The 16,576-nt window shown below is 48.5% G+C and carries 19 protein-coding genes; 9 read left to right on the top strand and 10 right to left on the bottom strand.

The genetic code is table 11. The annotated features are described in order from the left end of the window. Positions 1-2: 2 nt before the first annotated feature. Entirely contained in the window at positions 3-1,025 is a 1,023-nt protein-coding gene (locus tag A8707_RS07275) for a glycosyltransferase family 2 protein (protein WP_068816142.1), read from the bottom strand. 438 nt (positions 1,026-1,463) lie between these two features. Here A8707_RS07275 and gloB point away from each other — a divergent pair, with 438 nt between their 5' ends. After that, positions 1,464-2,237: a hydroxyacylglutathione hydrolase gene (gene gloB / locus A8707_RS07265; RefSeq protein WP_068816140.1), complete on the top strand. Its 774-nt coding sequence runs from the start codon at positions 1,464-1,466 to the stop codon at positions 2,235-2,237. Between the two features lie 4 nt (positions 2,238-2,241). Here the strand turns inward: gloB and A8707_RS07260 are convergent, their stop codons facing one another. After that, the gene (locus tag A8707_RS07260) at positions 2,242-3,168 is read right to left on the bottom strand and encodes a 50S ribosomal protein L11 methyltransferase (RefSeq protein ID WP_068816139.1); all 927 of its coding nucleotides are present in this window, start codon (positions 3,166-3,168) and stop codon (positions 2,242-2,244) included. A 76-nt stretch (positions 3,169-3,244) separates the two neighbouring features. On the opposite strand from A8707_RS07260, the gene A8707_RS29570 reads away from it, so the two are divergent. From A8707_RS29570 to A8707_RS07250, 3 genes are read left to right on the top strand one after another with little or no spacing between them, the layout of a single operon-like run. Continuing rightward, positions 3,245-3,382, top strand: coding sequence for a hypothetical protein (locus A8707_RS29570; protein WP_156518407.1), 138 nt, complete (start codon positions 3,245-3,247; stop codon positions 3,380-3,382). A gap of 36 nt (positions 3,383-3,418) precedes the next feature. Then, positions 3,419-4,822, top strand: a complete 1,404-nt coding sequence (locus A8707_RS07255; RefSeq protein ID WP_068816138.1) for an anthranilate synthase component I — start codon at positions 3,419-3,421, stop codon at positions 4,820-4,822. A gap of 36 nt (positions 4,823-4,858) precedes the next feature. Next, the gene (locus A8707_RS07250) at positions 4,859-6,154 is read left to right on the top strand and encodes a glycosyltransferase family protein (RefSeq protein ID WP_068816137.1); all 1,296 of its coding nucleotides are present in this window, start codon (positions 4,859-4,861) and stop codon (positions 6,152-6,154) included. 159 nt (positions 6,155-6,313) lie between these two features. Here the strand turns inward: A8707_RS07250 and recA are convergent, their stop codons facing one another. Continuing rightward, entirely contained in the window at positions 6,314-7,393 is a 1,080-nt protein-coding gene (gene recA, locus A8707_RS07245; protein WP_068816136.1) for a recombinase RecA, read from the bottom strand. Positions 7,394-7,543: 150 nt separating this feature from the next. On the opposite strand from recA, the gene xseA reads away from it, so the two are divergent. The 3 genes from xseA to A8707_RS07230 all read left to right on the top strand — a co-directional run bounded on the left by xseA (position 7,544) and on the right by A8707_RS07230 (position 10,561). Further along, the gene (gene xseA, locus A8707_RS07240) at positions 7,544-8,797 is read left to right on the top strand and encodes an exodeoxyribonuclease VII large subunit (RefSeq protein WP_068816135.1); all 1,254 of its coding nucleotides are present in this window, start codon (positions 7,544-7,546) and stop codon (positions 8,795-8,797) included. A 42-nt stretch (positions 8,798-8,839) separates the two neighbouring features. Beyond that, positions 8,840-9,139 carry an exodeoxyribonuclease VII small subunit gene (gene xseB / locus A8707_RS07235; RefSeq protein ID WP_082906266.1) on the top strand — a complete coding sequence of 100 codons (300 nt, stop codon included), beginning with the start codon at positions 8,840-8,842 and terminating at the stop codon, positions 9,137-9,139. A gap of 321 nt (positions 9,140-9,460) precedes the next feature. Next, a complete protein-coding gene (locus A8707_RS07230; protein WP_068816134.1) occupies positions 9,461-10,561 on the top strand; it encodes a fatty acid desaturase family protein in 1,101 nt (366 codons plus the stop codon). On the opposite strand, the gene A8707_RS07225 is transcribed toward A8707_RS07230, so the two are convergent. The 3 genes from A8707_RS07225 to A8707_RS07215 all read right to left on the bottom strand — a co-directional run bounded on the left by A8707_RS07225 (position 10,536) and on the right by A8707_RS07215 (position 13,156). Then, positions 10,536-10,787 carry a hypothetical protein gene (locus tag A8707_RS07225; RefSeq protein ID WP_068816133.1) on the bottom strand — a complete coding sequence of 84 codons (252 nt, stop codon included), beginning with the start codon at positions 10,785-10,787 and terminating at the stop codon, positions 10,536-10,538. The two genes, A8707_RS07230 and A8707_RS07225, sit on opposite strands and share 26 nt — an antisense overlap. A gap of 19 nt (positions 10,788-10,806) precedes the next feature. Further along, complete coding sequence (locus tag A8707_RS07220; RefSeq protein ID WP_068816132.1) at positions 10,807-11,847, bottom strand: DUF2325 domain-containing protein; 1,041 nt, start codon at positions 11,845-11,847, stop codon at positions 10,807-10,809. A 607-nt stretch (positions 11,848-12,454) separates the two neighbouring features. Next, positions 12,455-13,156 (bottom strand): response regulator transcription factor, encoded by a 702-nt coding sequence (locus A8707_RS07215; RefSeq protein ID WP_068816131.1) that lies wholly within the window; start codon positions 13,154-13,156, stop codon positions 12,455-12,457. 222 nt (positions 13,157-13,378) lie between these two features. Here A8707_RS07215 and A8707_RS07210 point away from each other — a divergent pair, with 222 nt between their 5' ends. Continuing rightward, positions 13,379-13,999, top strand: coding sequence for a CPP1-like family protein (locus A8707_RS07210; RefSeq protein WP_231947967.1), 621 nt, complete (start codon positions 13,379-13,381; stop codon positions 13,997-13,999). Positions 14,000-14,014: 15 nt separating this feature from the next. Further along, positions 14,015-14,623, top strand: coding sequence for a hypothetical protein (locus A8707_RS07205; RefSeq protein ID WP_156518405.1), 609 nt, complete (start codon positions 14,015-14,017; stop codon positions 14,621-14,623). Here A8707_RS07205 and A8707_RS29565 read toward each other — a convergent pair. The 4 genes from A8707_RS29565 to A8707_RS07190 form a co-directional block, all read right to left on the bottom strand. Further along, the gene (locus tag A8707_RS29565; RefSeq protein WP_156518403.1) at positions 14,593-14,808 is read right to left on the bottom strand and encodes a hypothetical protein; all 216 of its coding nucleotides are present in this window, start codon (positions 14,806-14,808) and stop codon (positions 14,593-14,595) included. The genes A8707_RS07205 and A8707_RS29565 overlap by 31 nt on opposite strands. 90 nt (positions 14,809-14,898) lie before the next feature. Beyond that, positions 14,899-15,627 carry a hypothetical protein gene (locus A8707_RS07200; protein ID WP_197484669.1) on the bottom strand — a complete coding sequence of 243 codons (729 nt, stop codon included), beginning with the start codon at positions 15,625-15,627 and terminating at the stop codon, positions 14,899-14,901. Beyond that, the gene (gene coaD / locus A8707_RS07195) at positions 15,528-16,088 is read right to left on the bottom strand and encodes a pantetheine-phosphate adenylyltransferase (protein WP_068816128.1); all 561 of its coding nucleotides are present in this window, start codon (positions 16,086-16,088) and stop codon (positions 15,528-15,530) included. The genes A8707_RS07200 and coaD overlap by 100 nt, the downstream gene beginning before the upstream one ends. Before the next feature lie 218 nt (positions 16,089-16,306). Then, complete coding sequence (locus tag A8707_RS07190) at positions 16,307-16,564, bottom strand: hypothetical protein (protein ID WP_068816127.1); 258 nt, start codon at positions 16,562-16,564, stop codon at positions 16,307-16,309. Between the last annotated feature and the right edge of the window lie 12 nt (positions 16,565-16,576).

The raw sequence follows: 16,576 nt of genomic DNA, 5'->3' as shown, positions 1-16,576 counted from the left end.
AGTCACCCGCCTTTAACAGACAGTAACCGATCGAGAGGCTTTGATAAGATGCCCAAGATCTTCCGAGGCAAATTATCGGTTTTTTCGTAAAGCAGAGTAGTTGGAATTATCTGTCGAATCATGAATGCTAAATTAAGGCTCGATCGACCTCGAATTCTGATTTTTCCATCCAATAAATAGATTGGGAATTGAACAAACTTTGCAAATTGCTCAAATTGCGTCTGATTTTTTTCTTTAATTGAATCGTTGATGAAAAATGTCAAGCTGCGCTGGCAAAATTGCATAAGACTAGGACGCTGATCTGTCACTCTTTGATAAAAATCAGCGTAGGATTTCACTAAATAAGTCCAGCTATTTGTCATGTTGGACTGATGCTTTGTATAGAAGGCTCCGATTAGCGGAGTATAGATAAAACTAATCTCTTCAGACGCAATTTCTAACGCAAAGTAGCGATCGACCATTGCCTTCAAGCCTTCCTGCAAAGGATGTTTTAAGAAAATGCTTTTTCGCATTAACGTCGCTTGTTGAAGAGCGGGATGAGGAGAACTCGACAAAAAATCAGGAGTCAAAAGACGCTCGATCAATTCTTCTTTCGTTAAGTGACCAATGATATGGGGCTGACGGTCAATAATCGTGTCGTTGGGGTCGATTAGCACTCGATCGTAGTCGCAATAAAAGACGACCTCTTGGTCTTCATATCCGGCTAAATGCTCTAGCTGAAATCTAGTTTTGTCTTCGTGAATCCAATCATCAGCATCAAGACACTGAATCCATTCTCCTTTGGCTTTAGACACTCCAAAGTTGCGAGCAGAGGCTAACCCTCTATTCTCTTGAAAGTAATAGCTGACGCGCGAATCTAACGCCATTAAAGATTCTGAAATCTGACGAGTGCTGTCAGTAGAACCATCGTCAATAATGATGCACTCTAAATTGGTCAGCGTTTGCGAAAGGACGCTTTTCACAGAGCGATCGAGATAATGACCCTGGTTATAGCAATTGACAATAATTGAAACAAGCGGTGTCATTAACATCACTCCAATCAGACTAAAAATTGCTCTCGTGGATGAGGCTATTCAATAACTTTAATGGTACCTTCTTTTACTGAGTCAAAAATGCGGTTCACCGTCTGCCGTTCTTGAGAGGTGATCTTATGATTAGAGAGGAGAAGCGAAGCCATCTGAGCATAGTCTTGACAGTTTAATTGCCTGACACTCAAAATCTGATCGGTTGTCTTCTTAAAGGATGCAATATTCCTGATTTGACTGATTCGTACCATTGATCGTGCCGTTTACTCGGTGTTTTTAGGGGTGTTCTCTTTAGTGTTGACCAAAAAAACCTTGTATAGAACAAAGGTTGAGTGAAAGACTGTAAAGAGTTCATCAAGCCGCTTCTTTCAATCCTTATATCGCTAGTCAACCTCTCCTGCACTTAGAGAAAACACGGTTTTACTCGTAATATCACTTATGGATGTCTACAGAATTTCTGCGCTCTCAGACAATTACATTTTCTTGCTGCATGATCCCAGTTCTCAAGTTGCCGCCGTAGTTGATCCGGCTGAACCGCAGCCTGTGTTGCAAAAGCTTCAAGAACTGGGCGCACAATTGGTTGCGATCTTTAACACCCATCATCACGGCGATCATGTGGGCGGCAACCGAGACTTGCTCCATTACTTTCCAGACGCGATCGTCTATGGCGGCGAACACGATCGGGGCAGAATTCCCGGACAGACGGTGTTTTTGAAAGATGGCGATCGAGTCACGTTTGGAGATCGAGCCGCCGAGGTTCTGTTTGTTCCCGGTCACACTCGCGCTCACATCGCTTATTACTTTCCGCCGACAATTGCTGACGAGCCGGGAGAACTCTTTTGCGGTGACACACTATTTTCAGGAGGCTGCGGCAGATTGTTTGAAGGAACGCCCGCTCAAATGGTGAACTCCCTCAGCAAGCTTCGCGCTTTGCCAGACAATACGAGAGTTTGGTGCGCCCATGAGTACACGCTGAACAATTTGAAATTTGCGGTGACGATCGAGCGGGACAATGCCGACTTACGATCGCGCTTTTCAGACGTTCAAACGGCTCGGAGTCATCATGAATCGACTATTCCCGCCTGGTTGGGGGTTGAGAAGCGCACGAACCCGTTTTTGCGATGGGATCAGCCAGACGTGAAACGGGCAATGGGCGATCGTGATCCGGTGGCGACGTTTGCAGCCCTGCGGAAACAAAAAGATGTGTTCTAGAAGTTCAAAGTTTTAAGCGATAGGCGATCGCAATCCATTCGTGCGATCGCACCCGATCAACTTCTTCAAAACCTGCCTCTGTGAAGGCGTTTGCTAGCTCTTCGGCATAGTCGATCGTGAACCCAGCCGCGATCACTAATCCTGATTGATTGTGACGGAGAGCTTGACGAAAATCATGTACAAGAGCGATATGAACTCGCGCAAAGATGTTGGCAACGATTAGGTCAAACGTGGCAGTCGGCTCGATCGTCGGCACCGTTTCCGCCGTAGTGCCGCCCATCCAGTGTCCCAAAGTGCTGCCCTGTCCGAGGCTGCCTTCCATCACGGTGACGTGCGACTCGACTCCGTTTTGCTGAATGGCGAGTTGAGCAGACTGCACCGCAATTTTGTCGTTGTCTAAAGCTAAGACGGTGGCTCCGAGTTTAGCGATCGCGATACTCAAAATTCCTGAGCCGCATCCGAGATCTAGGACGTTCATTGCTGGGCGGACATGGCGTTCGATTAACTCCAGACTGAGCACGGTCGCGGGATGAAACCCACTGCCGAAACTCAAACTCGTTTCTATTTTTAAGAGAATGTCATCTGGCTGCGATCGGTAGGGACTATCGGGTGAAAGCACCACAAATCGCCGTCCAATGCGATGAATGCGGGAATCGATCGCTTTTGTCGGTTTCTCAGCGATCGTCGCGATTTCAAGTGCGGTCGTGAGTCCAGTGCGATGTAAGGGAGAAAGTAAATCTGCGATTTTGTCGATCTGAGCGATCGAGCCGATGTCGTTTGAGAGATACAAACAGATGGTAAATGCCCAATCCTTCTGATTTGGGTGATTTGCGATCTGGATTTCACCCATGTAGTTAACCTCAGACAGCAACGTACAGACCCAATCAACTGCCTCGTGAGTGGTATTGAGGCTCAACTCTGTCCACGACATTTTCTTTTCCTTTAGTTGAATCCGATCGACAACAAACTCTCATCATATTGGACACCAAGAGGAATTTGAATCGCAAATGTCTCTTAGGCATGGCGAAATCAATGAGACGTTCCACCGAAACATGAAACGTTTCACCGAAACGTCTCTACAGCGTTGGGTGAATTTGTGGTCGATCGCATTTGCGAGTCGATTTGGTACTGACCTCCCAATCTGATAGATTGCGTGAACGCACTATCTATTTTCTTCGTTGATGGATGTCATTTCACCTTGGCACTGGCGATCGCTGCCGCTTAATCAAAAAACTGGCTCCGATGTCTTTGCAGCGTTGTTTGGGTCAGACGATTTAGCGATCGCGACTCTTTTAGAAAGTCCTGGTCTCGCGCCGTTTGATGAATCATTGGCGAGATACTCAATCTGTGCGGGTGCGCCTCGTGTGGTTGACGGAAAGGCGCAAGTCTGGACTCCTGCGATCGGGGAAATTTTGCCGTTTCTGCAACAGTTGCTCGATCGTCCAAAACCTGTTGTCGCTGGGGTTTCTGAATTGCCATTCACAGGCGGCTGGCTGGGCTGGCTGGGCTATGATTTGGCGTGGGAAATTGAGCGACTGCCTTACCTCAAATCTGATGCGCTGCCGTTTCCGATCGCGTTTTGGTACGAGCCAGATTGCTTTGCAGTTCTAGACCATCAGCAGCAGATTTTGTGGTTAGCTGCAACAGAATTCAGTCAACTTGATGGAATGCAGAGGCAATTAACTACGACTAAAAAACCACAGGTTTCGACTCAATCTTCTGCTACAAAATCGGCTGCATTTCACCTATCGCAAACCGATTATGAATCTGCCATTCTGCAAGCTAAAAAACATATTCAAGCCGGAGATATTTTTCAGGCAAATTTATCGCTTAGATTTGAAACTCAAACCACTGCCGATAGCTGGTCGATTTATCAGGCGTTGCAGTCGATCAATCCGTCGCCGTTTGCTAGCTATTGGCAGACTCCGTGGGGAGCGGTGATCAGCAGTTCTCCTGAGCGATTGGTGAAATTGCAGGGGCGACACGCCCAGACTCGCCCGATCGCCGGAACTCGTCCAAGAGGAGTCACATCGGATCAAGATAATCAATTTGCTCAAGAGCTGATTGACAACGCGAAAGAACAAGCCGAACACATCATGTTGGTGGATCTAGAACGCAACGATTTGGGACGAGTCTGTGAATGGGGATCGGTAATCGTCGATGAACTACTGACGATCGAGCGCTATAGTCACGTTATGCACTTAGTTAGCAATGTAGTTGGAACGCTAAAATCTCAATATAATGCAGTTGATTTGATTCGAGCCGTCTTTCCGGGTGGCACAATTACGGGCTGCCCTAAAGTGCGCTGCCTGGAGATTATTGAGAGGCTGGAACCCGATCGCCGCAGTTTGTTTTACGGGTCGTGTGGCTATTTGGATCTGCGCGGAAATTTGGACTTAAACATCCTGATTCGGACGTTACTTTACGCCCCTCAAGCTGATGGAACCAGTCTTGTTTGGGGGCAAGTCGGCGCGGGCATTGTGGCAGACAGCGACCCAGAGCGAGAATGGCACGAATCACTGCACAAAGCCCAAGCCCAACTTGCCGCCCTGAAACTTGCGACTTCAAGCGAAGATAGAGGCTAGAAGTTTTATCGTCTTTTCTCTGTTTGGCATGTACAAATGTCTGAGTTATCTCACCCAGTTGATATTCTGATTCTCTCAAATGGACCTGGAGAACTCGCGACCTGGGTTAAGCCTGTGGTGCGATCGCTTCGGCAAATTTTAGGAAACGATCGCGCCCTGGTCCGCATTTCTGTGGTGCTTTCGCCTTGCCCCAATGCCAGCGGACAAGAGGCTGAGATCGCTCTAAGCTATCCAGAAGTCGATCGAGTTCAGGCTGCTAAATGGTTCTATCCTTTTTTACTCCAAGGCAAAACGGCTGAAGATTGGAACTGGCACGATCGCGGCATTGTGCTGTTTTTAGGAGGCGATCAGTTTTTCACTGTGATTCTCGGCAAACGGTTGGGTTATCGGACGGTGATCTACGCCGAGTGGGAAGCCCGATGGCATCGCTGGATCGATCGCTTTGGGGTGATGCGTTCAGAAATCGTCGATCGTGCCCCTCAACAGCAGGCGCATAAATTAACCGTCGTCGGCGATCTGATGGCAGAAGTCGCGACGCTGGCAGTCGATAGAGACGAGATGTCTCACCCTGTCTTCTCGGAATTGATCGGCGTTTTGCCTGGATCAAAGCCTGCCAAACTTGCTCAAGGAGTGCCTTTTTTATTGGCGATCGCTGAACAGATTTGGCACGATCGTCCCCACGCCCGATTTGTGATTCCGGTTGCACCGACGCTTGATTTACAAACCCTTGCTCGATTTGCCGATCCGCAGCAAAATCCGATTTTGCCGCTGGTGGAGGGAGTCAGCGCTCAATTAGTGTTGCCCGCCTCTGACACAGAACGTCCCTATCTAGAGACGCAAAACGGCTTGCGAGTTGAGCTTTGGCAAAATCAAACCGAACGAATTCCGGTGTATTCGCTGCTGGCGCAGTGTGACTTGTGTTTGACGACGATCGGAGCTAACACCGCCGAGTTAGGAGCCTTAGCAGTGCCGATGATTGTCGTAACGCCGACTCAGCAACTTGATGCGATGCGCGCCTGGGATGGCATTCCTGGATTGCTTGCCAACCTGCCCGGCGTGGGGTCAACGGTAGCGAAACTCATCAACTGGCTCTACCTACAGCGAATTGGATTATTAGCATGGCCCAACAAATGGGCAAACGAAGAAATTGTTCCTGAACTGGTAGGTCGGCTTCAGCCTAAAGTCGTAGCAGCCCTCGCCCTCGATTTTCTCAATCACCCTGAAAAACTACAGCAGATGCGCGACAAACTCCGCAGCGTGCGTGGAGAGCCAGGAGCCGCGAAAAAATTAGCTCAAATCGTGCGCGAAGAAATAGAGACATTCTCCCAGTAGCCAAGGGATTCACCCGACGCTGTAGAGAAGTTTCACCGAAACGTCTCCTCGATCGTGCCATAACCCAAATCTCACATTCAGAAATCCCGTTAATAACGAACAAAAAAAGGGGCAGGTCATTCACCCGCCCCATCCATTATTCAAGAAGTCCGATCGAGCTTATTCCTCAACAAATTCTTCGTCTTCTTCATCCTCTGGGTCAGCCGCTCCGACCGAGTTGGCAGAAACTACGGCTCCCATTTCAAGCTTCTCGCGCACCAATTTTTCAACTTCCTTCGCAAAGTCAGGCTTCTCTTCCATGTATTTGACGGCGTTATCGCGTCCCTGGCTGATATTGTCGCCGTTATAGCTATACCAGGCACCCTTTCTGACAATCACGCCCGTCTCTTCTGCCAGGTCAACCAGACACCCGATCGTGGAGATGCCTTTACCAAAGATGATGTCAAATTCCGCGATCCGGAATGGAGGTGCAACCTTGTTTTTGGCAACTTTTACTTTGGCGCGGTTGCCATATTCTTCGTTGCCCCGCTTTAAGGTCTGAATCCGACGAATATCGAGACGCACAGACGCATAGTATTTCAGCGCTTGTCCGCCTGTGGTGGTTTCGGGGCTACCATACGTGACCCCGATTTTTTGACGTAGCTGGTTGATGAAGACAACCGTGCAGCCCGACTTACCGATGTTTCCGGTAATCTTGCGAAGGGCTTGGCTCATCAGACGGGCTTGCAGACCCATGTGAGAATCGCCCATCTCACCCTCAATTTCAGCGCGAGGAACGAGAGCCGCTACTGAGTCAATGACCACGATATCAACGGCGGTCGATCGTACCAATTGATCCACAATCTCCAGGGCGGCTTCCCCGGTGTCAGGCTGAGAGATCAATAGATTGGCGATATCAACGCCCAGTGCGGCTGCATATTTGGGATCGAGCGCGTGTTCAGCATCAATGTAGGCAGCCGTCCCGCCCGTTTTTTGGACTTCGGCAACCGCATGCAGCGCCACCGTCGTCTTACCCGAACTTTCGGGACCATAAATCTCAATCACCCGACCCTTTGGCAAGCCACCACCCAGCGCGAGATCTAGCGTCAGAGCGCCACTAGGGATGGTTTCAACCTTCATCCGGGTGGCATCACCCAAACGCATAATGCTGCCTTTCCCAAAGTTGCGCTCGATCTGGGTGAGCACCATCGTTAGGGCTTTTTGCTTGTCGGAACCTTCGGTTGTCTTACTGCTAGCCATTAGCGCCTCAAAATAGAAAAGTTGTAGAGAGGAAGAGTTTAGATCTGGAGTCTGTCAGGGCTACTCGTGTTTAACCTTGTAGCATGGGAGTTAGAAATCGTGATGACAATCAGTCTATAGTTCGATGCTTCTTTCTCCAGGTTACCCGCGATGTCGTTGAATGTGCATAGCTCGATCGTGCCGAATTTTGCCTTATCGGTGGGTGGGTTAACCGCCTACATTCAACGGCTGCTTGAGCAAGATGACCAACTCCGTCAAGTTTGGGTGACGGGGGAAGTCTCCAGCGCGTCGAAATATCGCAGTGGGTTGTTTTTTACCCTGCAAGACCCCGATGCCAAAGCCGCCGTTAGCTGCGTGGTTTGGCATAGCCAACTCGACAAATTAGCGACTCTGCCAGAGCCAGGAGAACAGTTGATTTTGCTGGGTCGCATCAGCCTCCACCCTCAGCGAGGCAGCTACCAGTTGATTGTCTGGCAAGCACTCCCGGCAGGAGAAGGACTGCTGGCTCTGCGCTATCGGCAGCTACGAAACCGCCTAGAGCAAGAAGGACTCTTTGACCCAGAGAGAAAGCGCCCGTTACCCGCTCATCCTCAGACCGTTGCAGTGGTGACATCGCCTCAAGCGGCTGCTTGGGGAGACATCCAACGGACTCTTAAACGTCGCTATCCAGGGTTGCGGGTGCTGTTTTCCCCGGCATTGGTGCAGGGAGAGCAGGCTCCAGCATCGATCGTGGCAGCGATCGCACGAGTCGAACGAGATCGCAGAGCAGATGTACTAATTATATCACGCGGCGGCGGTGCGATCGAAGATATGGCGTGTTTTAATGATGAATTTGTGGTTCGAGCCGTGGCGAATTGCTCGATTCCGGTCATCGCCGGGATTGGACACCAGCGCGATGAGTCTCTGGCAGACCTCGCGGCGGATGTTTGTGCCCACACGCCAACCGCTGCCGCCGAACAAGCAATTCCATCTCTATCAGACCTGCACGCCGAACATCAGGATCGAGTTCAGGCATTCAATTCTGCCGTGATGAACTATTTAGAAGTCGAACACGATCGCTTACAGGATTTGCGCGATCGGTTCAAACGGCTAAAGCTCGATCGTCAACTCAAACAAGAAGCCCAGGTCGTAACTTGGCTGAGACAGCGCCTGATTCAGTCCACTCAGCGATCGTTTCAAGAAGCGGCTCAATATCATCAACTTCTGCAAGAAAAGTTAGCAACTCTTGATCCTCAAGCCGTGCTTCAGCGAGGATACGCCGTGGTGCGACAAATGAATGGAAGCATTGCCCGATCGACATCAGGACTCTCTCCAGGTCAGGATTTATCGATTCAATTAGGGCAAGGACGCTTGATCGTCAAAGTCACCAAAGTCTCAGAGGCATCATCCACTTTTAACGAATAGAGACTATAAATATTAGAGGTCACCTTCACTCCGGGGCGCTGCATGAATATTTCCCCTGGCTCAAATGCAGGTCAGTCAAAACAAATCGAAGCGGATAAAGACTCGACGATCGAGAGCAGCCCATCTGAGCGATCGTTTCAACACGACTGGAACTATGAAGCCACGGTTGCCCAAGTTGAATCAATTTTGTCGGGCATTGAGTCAGGCGAGTTAGAGCTTGCGGATGTGTTTGAGCAATTTTCGGCGGCTGTCAGATATTTGAGGCAGTGTGAGACGTTTTTGGCTCAACGTCAAAGACAGGTTGATCTATTGATCGAGACGCTAACTGATGAAGAATTTTAGAGTCTAAATCGTGAGTCAGTTGAAGATGCTTAAGCATTAAATTATGTCGTCTTTAACAAAACGATTACGGCTTATTTCGTCATTATTCAACACCGATTTTTCGTCAAAACTTCAGCATTTTTATTAAGTGTTTTTGACGATAATGTGCATTGATTTAATTTGCCGATCGTCTCGCTCTAAGTTGAGGATTCGGACGTTAAGATTATGAATAGCTTGTGGAGTAGTCACTCACTAATGGTTACTACTCCACTCTGATCTAAATAGAATCTTTAAACCCTATTTAGACTATCGAAGTTTGACCTACTATTCTAAGACCCACGCATGAAATCTGTTGATAATCAAACGCTCATTCCTCAAGCAAGTTATGCGAAATTCTTGCGTCCTCTTCTTCCTTCTGAAGCGTTTGACCCCGATCCCAATAAGCTGTTGATTTTGGGAATTAATCTGGCGATTTTGATGCTTGGATGGGCGATCGCTGCCAAATTAGATCAGTGGAACCCCGTTTTTTTGTGGCTTTATTTGCCTCTGGCGATCGTGATGGGCAACAGTGTGACGGTGTTGTTGTTTAGCTCTCACGATTTGATGCACGGGGGCGTTATGAGAAATCCTCGGCTGAATTATTTCATCAGCTTGATCGCACTAGCCATTTGGTGGATGCCCCCGACGCTGTGGAAGGCAGTTCATAATCGCGAACACCATTCAAAAACAAATTCGTTGAGTGACCCCGATCGCAGCTATCTCAAAGAGCAGCCCAACACTTGGGGGAAATGGATTCAAAATCAATTTATTCCCTCTTCTGAAGTTCATCCTCTGGGGTTAATGCTGGGCATGGCGATGGCTTGGGGAGTGCATGGCTTTCGCAATCTCACGTCTGTGCTGCTGTTTAATCACCGATCGGTCGATTATGTTCCGGCTAGCTTTGCGGTGAGTGTTAAAGAGCGCTGGGCAATTGCGAGAGAATTCTCGATCGTGTTTGCACTTCATCTCAGCGTGATTGCATATTTGGGGTTTAGTCCGATTCAACTCGTGCTTGGCTACTTTCTCCCGATCGCGATTGGATATGCGATGGCAATGTTTTATATTTTCACAAATCATATGCTTTGTGAGATAACTGACGTTAACGATCCGTTAATTAATAGTGTTTCTCTTCGAGTCCCTAAGCTATTTGACCTACTGCATCTAAACTTTTCTTACCACACAGAGCATCACATCTTTCCTGCGATGAATTCTGACTATTATCCAGTGCTTCAAGAGTTGCTAAAAACTCACTATCCTGAGCGCTTTAATTTAGTCAACGGAGAGCAGGCTTGGCATTTACTGATGCAGACTCCTCGACATTATCAGAGTGATCATGTGTTAACCGACTGGTCAGGAGAAAAATCGGTATCTTGTCCCCTTATTCAGACTTTAGAACGGGATTAAATAATTTGAAGACTTGTTCTACTGTTAGCCACAGGTCTAGAAACGTTGGGGAAAGTAATCGCGCTGCTTTGCAGATACCGCAAGGGTCGCTACCTCGAAATAAGCCTCTCTGATACTCTTCCTTAACAAGCGTGCAAATCGCGATCGTGGGTTGCTTTGGTTTGCCGATATAGTCTCTGCCACCGATGCCGAGGTAGCCCACGATCCAATATTCTGAAGCACCCAAAATCGCATAATCTCAGGTTTTAAGCACTTCTCGATTTCCCAAGCTGCTGAGAAAGCTGCTGAGACTTTAAACCCACCTCGATCGCTTCAACCAAACGAGTCATGCCAGTGGTAGTCAGGTAAGTAGGGGTTCTCCCGCCTTTTCCACTCAATATTTTCTCTGTCAGCTTGTGCGAAGCATAACCTGTTAAGACGATGATAAGGTCTGCGCCAGGAAGTTGCGCTTCGACCTGTGCCCAAATACCCGGTCCTGTTTGAGAAGTTGCCCAAACCAATTCGACTTCTGATTGACGGAGCCGATTTCGGACTGCCGTTTCTAGGCGATCGTGACCGCCCACAATCACTACTTTTCCACCCAGTCCTTCACAAGCAGTCGTTCTACTAGAAGGTTTTACTTGGCGAGATGTAAACTCGCTTCTAGGCGGATCGATGGCTGCCTGTCGGTTTCGGTGAGCCACATCGACAATGAAATTGAGCGTATTTTCATAACTGCCCCTAAATTTTGCGGCGGGCGATCCAGTTTCACTGGCTTTGCGATCGTAGCGGTTAATCTGCTCAACCAGTCGATTGACGACTTCCTCCAATGCTCCAGTTTCTTTAAGATCATCAGCGTATCCTTTGACAGCGATTGCGACATCTGTGGCTCTATAGAAGTCGTCCTGCTCCTCAATCAGCTCAATTAATTCCTCTTTGACTCGCAGTCTCCATTCTCTCAAAGATTCAGCGTCTTGTTTTGCCAGAAGCCTCTCTTCTTCTTGCAGCAGTTTTTCATCAATCTTTGCTTCGGCAAGCACTTCTGCCTGCTGAATCTGCGCTTCTAACGTCTCTTTTTGTTGCTCTAGCTGCTTCAGAGTAAGGCTATTGCTGACGGTTTGTTGAGCAAACTGCCCGATTAAGGTTTCAACCTTCTCTACTAGAGGCACAAGCCGCTGACGAATCTCTTCAGCAATTTCTGCAATTTGGGTTTGCCGTTGCTGTTGAGCTTCAATCTCTTTTAATTCTGACATTCCACTTGCAATTAAAGCTTGCGTCTTCTTTTCGAGTTCTGCAATAAAGTCCATTTTGGTTATTTTTAAAGTTGATACTGGTCTAAGATTCCCTATTCTAAACGGCAATCTAAAAAAGATTTTGCCTGGTCTGACTGACAATTTGCAATAGGAAGCCTCCAGCGATCGTGAGAGAAAAATCACAGAAGGTTGGACTGATCCTATAAACTGCTAAACCATAAGCGGTGGGTTATGGTGTTCATCAAGGAGATATTTGTCTAGTTTAAAGGCTTAGGGTCAAGCTCATAGGAAGCTTGGAAGAGTTTGCAGATGACCCTTTCAAGCTTTTTTCTTAGGTTTTTATTTTACAGGCACTCCATAAATGGCTATTTGCCTTTTTTCGAGAACTGCTCAAAAATTGTTTAAGCTGATATGGCTGTACTCAACTTGATTAGGACGCTGCTTACTTGAGAACGGCTTCTATTATCCCGTAAGCTGGAAAATCTCTGTCCGTCCGGGGCGATTGGCTGTGGACTGATGGTTATTCCCACTCGCTGGGGAAACCGATTAGATGGAAACCGAAAAGCAGTAATCCAGCTTTGGCTAAGATCCATTACCTGCTAAAGAAAACCGTCATTTGTAGAGACGTTCCATAAAGCATCTCTACAAACTTGCCGCAATCTCAACTGGCAGCAGGCGGTGACTCAAACTTATAGCCAACCCCACGGACGGTCTGAATTAGCGCAGGCTGACTCGTATCAATCTCAATTTTCTTACGAATCTGACCAATGTGGACATCAACCACCCGCTGATCCCCCACATACTCATAATCCCAGACTTCTTGAATCAACTCTGCCCGTCGCCACACTCGACCTGGGTGACCCGCCAAAAAGTGAAGTAAATCAAACTCTAGGGCAGTCAGAGGCACAAAGTCTTCGTTGAGCTTGACTTCACGCCGCACCGGATCGATCGCCAGTTTGTCAAAGACGAGGCACTGTTGCTCGGCAGGTGTCACAATTCTCTGACGTTTGAGAATTGCGCCCACTCGAACGCCCAACTCTCCTAGACTAAACGGCTTTGTGATGTAGTCATCAGCACCTTGACTAAACCCACGAATCTTGTCCGCTTCATCAGTGCGGCTGGTCAACATCAGCACAAACACCCCGGTGCGACTCTGCATTTCTTGACAGAGATTATAGCCATTGGCATCAGGCAGGTTTACATCTAAAATCACCAAGTCAGGGTTGAACTGCTCAAACATCGTCAGCGCAGTCTTGCCGTCTTCAGCAGACTCCATTTGATAGGTTTGCTGAGTGAGATAGCGATGGATCAACTTCCGGATTGCCGGGTCATCGTCTACTACGAGAATCTTGGCTGGAGCCATGACCATAACCTTGCGTTGGGAGGGGGTAGTGGTGGAAACTAAGGGTAACTTGCAGAGATAGATAAAATCATACCTACATCTGTAACTACACGAGATAATTTTGCCATCAGCATTAGTATGCCTCAGGTTTTGACTAGAATAGCTTGGTAAGCTACGTTTCCTCAAAAAAGCTTGTGACCCGCGTCGCGCTAAGTTACCTTGGAGAGAAGGTGGAGTAATAGCATGATGAGCGATCGAAATCCCTACGAAAAGCTTGGAGTCCCTGAAGGGGCAACCTTTGAGGAGATTCAGAGTGCCCGCAGCAAGCTGCTAGAAGAGTTTGCTGGCGATGAAAAGCAGCGGCTGGAGGTAGAAGCCGCCTATGATGCGGTGTTAATGGAACGGCTCAAAATGCGTCAGGAGGGGAAGATTCCCGTTCCCGATCGGATTCGGTTCCCTGAGAAGTTAGCTCAGGCGGCTCCCTCGGCGATGCCTACCCTGCCTAAAAATTCTCCTGCGTGGTTGACCAATCTGGTCGATACGCCGAGCAAGGTCGATATTGCCTTGCCTGGGGGAGTTCAATTTCTTTTAGGTGGGTTGGTGGTGCTGTCTCCGACCGATGCCGTGCTGCAGCTAGCGATGGCGGTCAGCGTCGGTTCAACGCTCTACTTCCTCTATCGAAAAGAACGCAAGTTAGGAAAAGCGGTGCTGCTGGGTCTGGGTGGTTTGCTGCTGGGTTTTGCGATCGGCGCTGCGCTAGAAAGCATTCTGAAGGTCTATCTCCCAATTCAGTTGGGGGCAGAAGTCTTTGTCAGCCTAGTGACGTTTGTGATTCTGTGGCTGTTTAGCAGTTTCTTGAAGTAAGAGTGTGATAAAAGGGTGTTAATAGTTGATGCTAATACCCCTGACCCTCTGATTTCTCTGCCCACCGAGCAGAAGTTCTACAGAAGAAACAAGAATTCAACTCCTAAAACGGGTTGGATGACGGCAACTATGAAAAACAAATTGACGATCGGATTGTTTGCCTCGTTTTTGGCGATCGCAGTCGATTTTGGAGTAAATGCTTCTGCACAATCTAACAACGAACAGGTTCCTACAAAACCACAAGAGAATCCATCGAAAGCAAGGCGCCTACCTTTGCGGTTTCCTGGGAATGGCGGCAGTCGCTTACGGTTATTTAATCGAGCTGACTTTAACAGCAAACTGAGAAAAGATATCGGTGCGACATTAAAGTCTTTTGAAGCGATGACCTATAAGCAGTATGTTGAGAAGTACATGCCAGGTATGGGCGGAGCTGCTGATGTCGCAGATGATCGAATGATTGCAGTTCTTGAGATCTCGTTTCCTAAAGGGACAAAGACTGACAACGCAGAGTACTCGTCCGCAACCGTTAGAAGTGTAAGAGACCGAGAAACGGGCGAATTAATCGAATACGAAATTTCAGGTCAAAAGGTAAATCAGCCTGAAGGCGACTGTATCGTGAAATGAAAAGTCTTCTCAGAGGAGCGGCGTTTAGATGACGCGATCGTTTTGATGGAGACTTTTTGACGCTGAGCGGCACTCAATGGCTGCGGATGACTAAGCAGCATCGGAGCAACTGTCGAGAGGCTTGTCGCGTCCTCTAGATGGCAATGCTGCGACGATCGAATGATCAAAACTGGTGCCTCATCCATTGAAGTTGCCAACGTGCTGATCAGGAGATTGATCAGGTAAAGGTGAAGCCAGATCCTGCTGCGGTTTAAGCGTTTGAATCAGGCATTTGACTAACTCTTGCGCTCTCCTCCTTTGCCCGCTTGGTTGGCTCGAACGGCACTTTCTTTAGCACGAGCCGCCTGAGTGTCGGGCTGGTTAATTTGCAGTTGTTGGCGACCATTGCGAACGATTCGCAGCATTTCTGCCATCTGTGCCTCCATGTCTCGAAGCACCCGATCGGCATAGCCATCTGCCCCGTTTTGAATGTCTTCACACTCTTCGATCGCCAGCCGTCGCATCTCTTCGAGGTCTTGCTGTGCTTGGCGGCGAGTGCGTTCGAGTTCAGCGATCGTTTGTTCCTGAACGGCTTCACACTCCTGCTGCAACTGAGCGCGAATCTGCTGTGCCTCCAGTTCGGCTTGGCGAATGATCCCCGTTTCGTTGGTGATTTGAGCGGCGCGACGTTCAGCCTCCTCGATCAGGTCTTGAGCATATTGCTCTGCCTGCATCAAGATTTCGTCTTTTTGCCGCACGATTTCTTCTGCCTCGTGAAAGGCTTCTGGCAAGCTCAACCGCACCAAATCAAGCTGATCGAGAAATTGCTCCTCATCGATCATCGTGCGGCGGCTGAGAGGAATGCGCGGACTGTCGAGAATCATTTCCTCAATCCGATTGAGTTCTCGTTGAATATCGGGTGTGCCTACTCGCGCATCGTCTCGGTAGGCGGCTCGATCGGAGGCAGCTCCATTGGCGTGGAGACCGTCGGGGCTAATGCTGGCGGATGAGTCTTGGCGTAGCATTTGTAAATATCTAAAGCGACGTGGTGGGGGACAAGATGATCGATCGCGCCGCCAAATTTGGCAACTTCTTTGACGACACTGCTGCTCAGAAAACTATATTCATTTGAGGTAGTCAAAAAAACGGTCTCAATCTGATCAAACAGCGTTTTGTTGATGTGCGCCATCTGCAACTCCATTTCAAAGTCAGAGATAGCGCGTAACCCTCGCAGTAGAGCGCTGGCACCCCGAAGTTTTGCATAGGTCACGGTCAGCCCTTCAAAGCTGTCAACTTCTATATTGCCAAGCAGTTGGGTCGCTTGACGAATTTGGTGCATTCGCTCTTGAATGGTGAACAGAGGAGTTTTATTGGGGTTGCGAAGCACCGCCACGATCACCCGATCGAACAAGTGACTGCCTCGCTTAATAATGTCGAGGTGTCCGAAGGTAATTGGGTCAAAGCTTCCGGGGTAGATAGCAATCACACAGAACGCACGCTGATGGGTAAGTGGATTCTAAAGGCAGAATTGTGAAGAAGCCTACCTCTTTAGGAGGTTAGCGAGTTTGATGGTCTCTCTCAAGGTCAGCATTCCTGAATCTGTGTGATTCAAGAAGCTTTTTTGATACTAAGAGAGAATATAGCCATTTGAGAACCTTCTTACTTTACCAACAATGATTCCGTCGCGGCTGATATGGGCGTACTTTATCGAATCGATCGAGGAGTCGATTGAGCGAATTTAGCGAAATTCTCCATATGCCATGCGGTCAGGATGGATAACGACGAGGCTGTAGCCCGTGCCAAAACTGCGGAAAAAAGCATGATCGGGATGTGGATTGCAGCCCGATCGTCATTTCCAAACCAATAGGCTTCTTGCAAAAGTCCGAAGATGCCCTCATCCCCCAACCCCTTCTCCCAAACTTGGGAGAAGGGGAGCCAGATTTCAAAGTCCCTCTCCCACATTGGGGAGAGGGA

Source organism: Phormidesmis priestleyi BC1401 (assembly GCF_001650195.1).
Classification (GTDB): domain Bacteria; phylum Cyanobacteriota; class Cyanobacteriia; order Leptolyngbyales; family Leptolyngbyaceae; genus Phormidesmis_A; species Phormidesmis_A priestleyi_B.
This window is presented reverse-complemented; position numbering and strand designations above follow the sequence as displayed.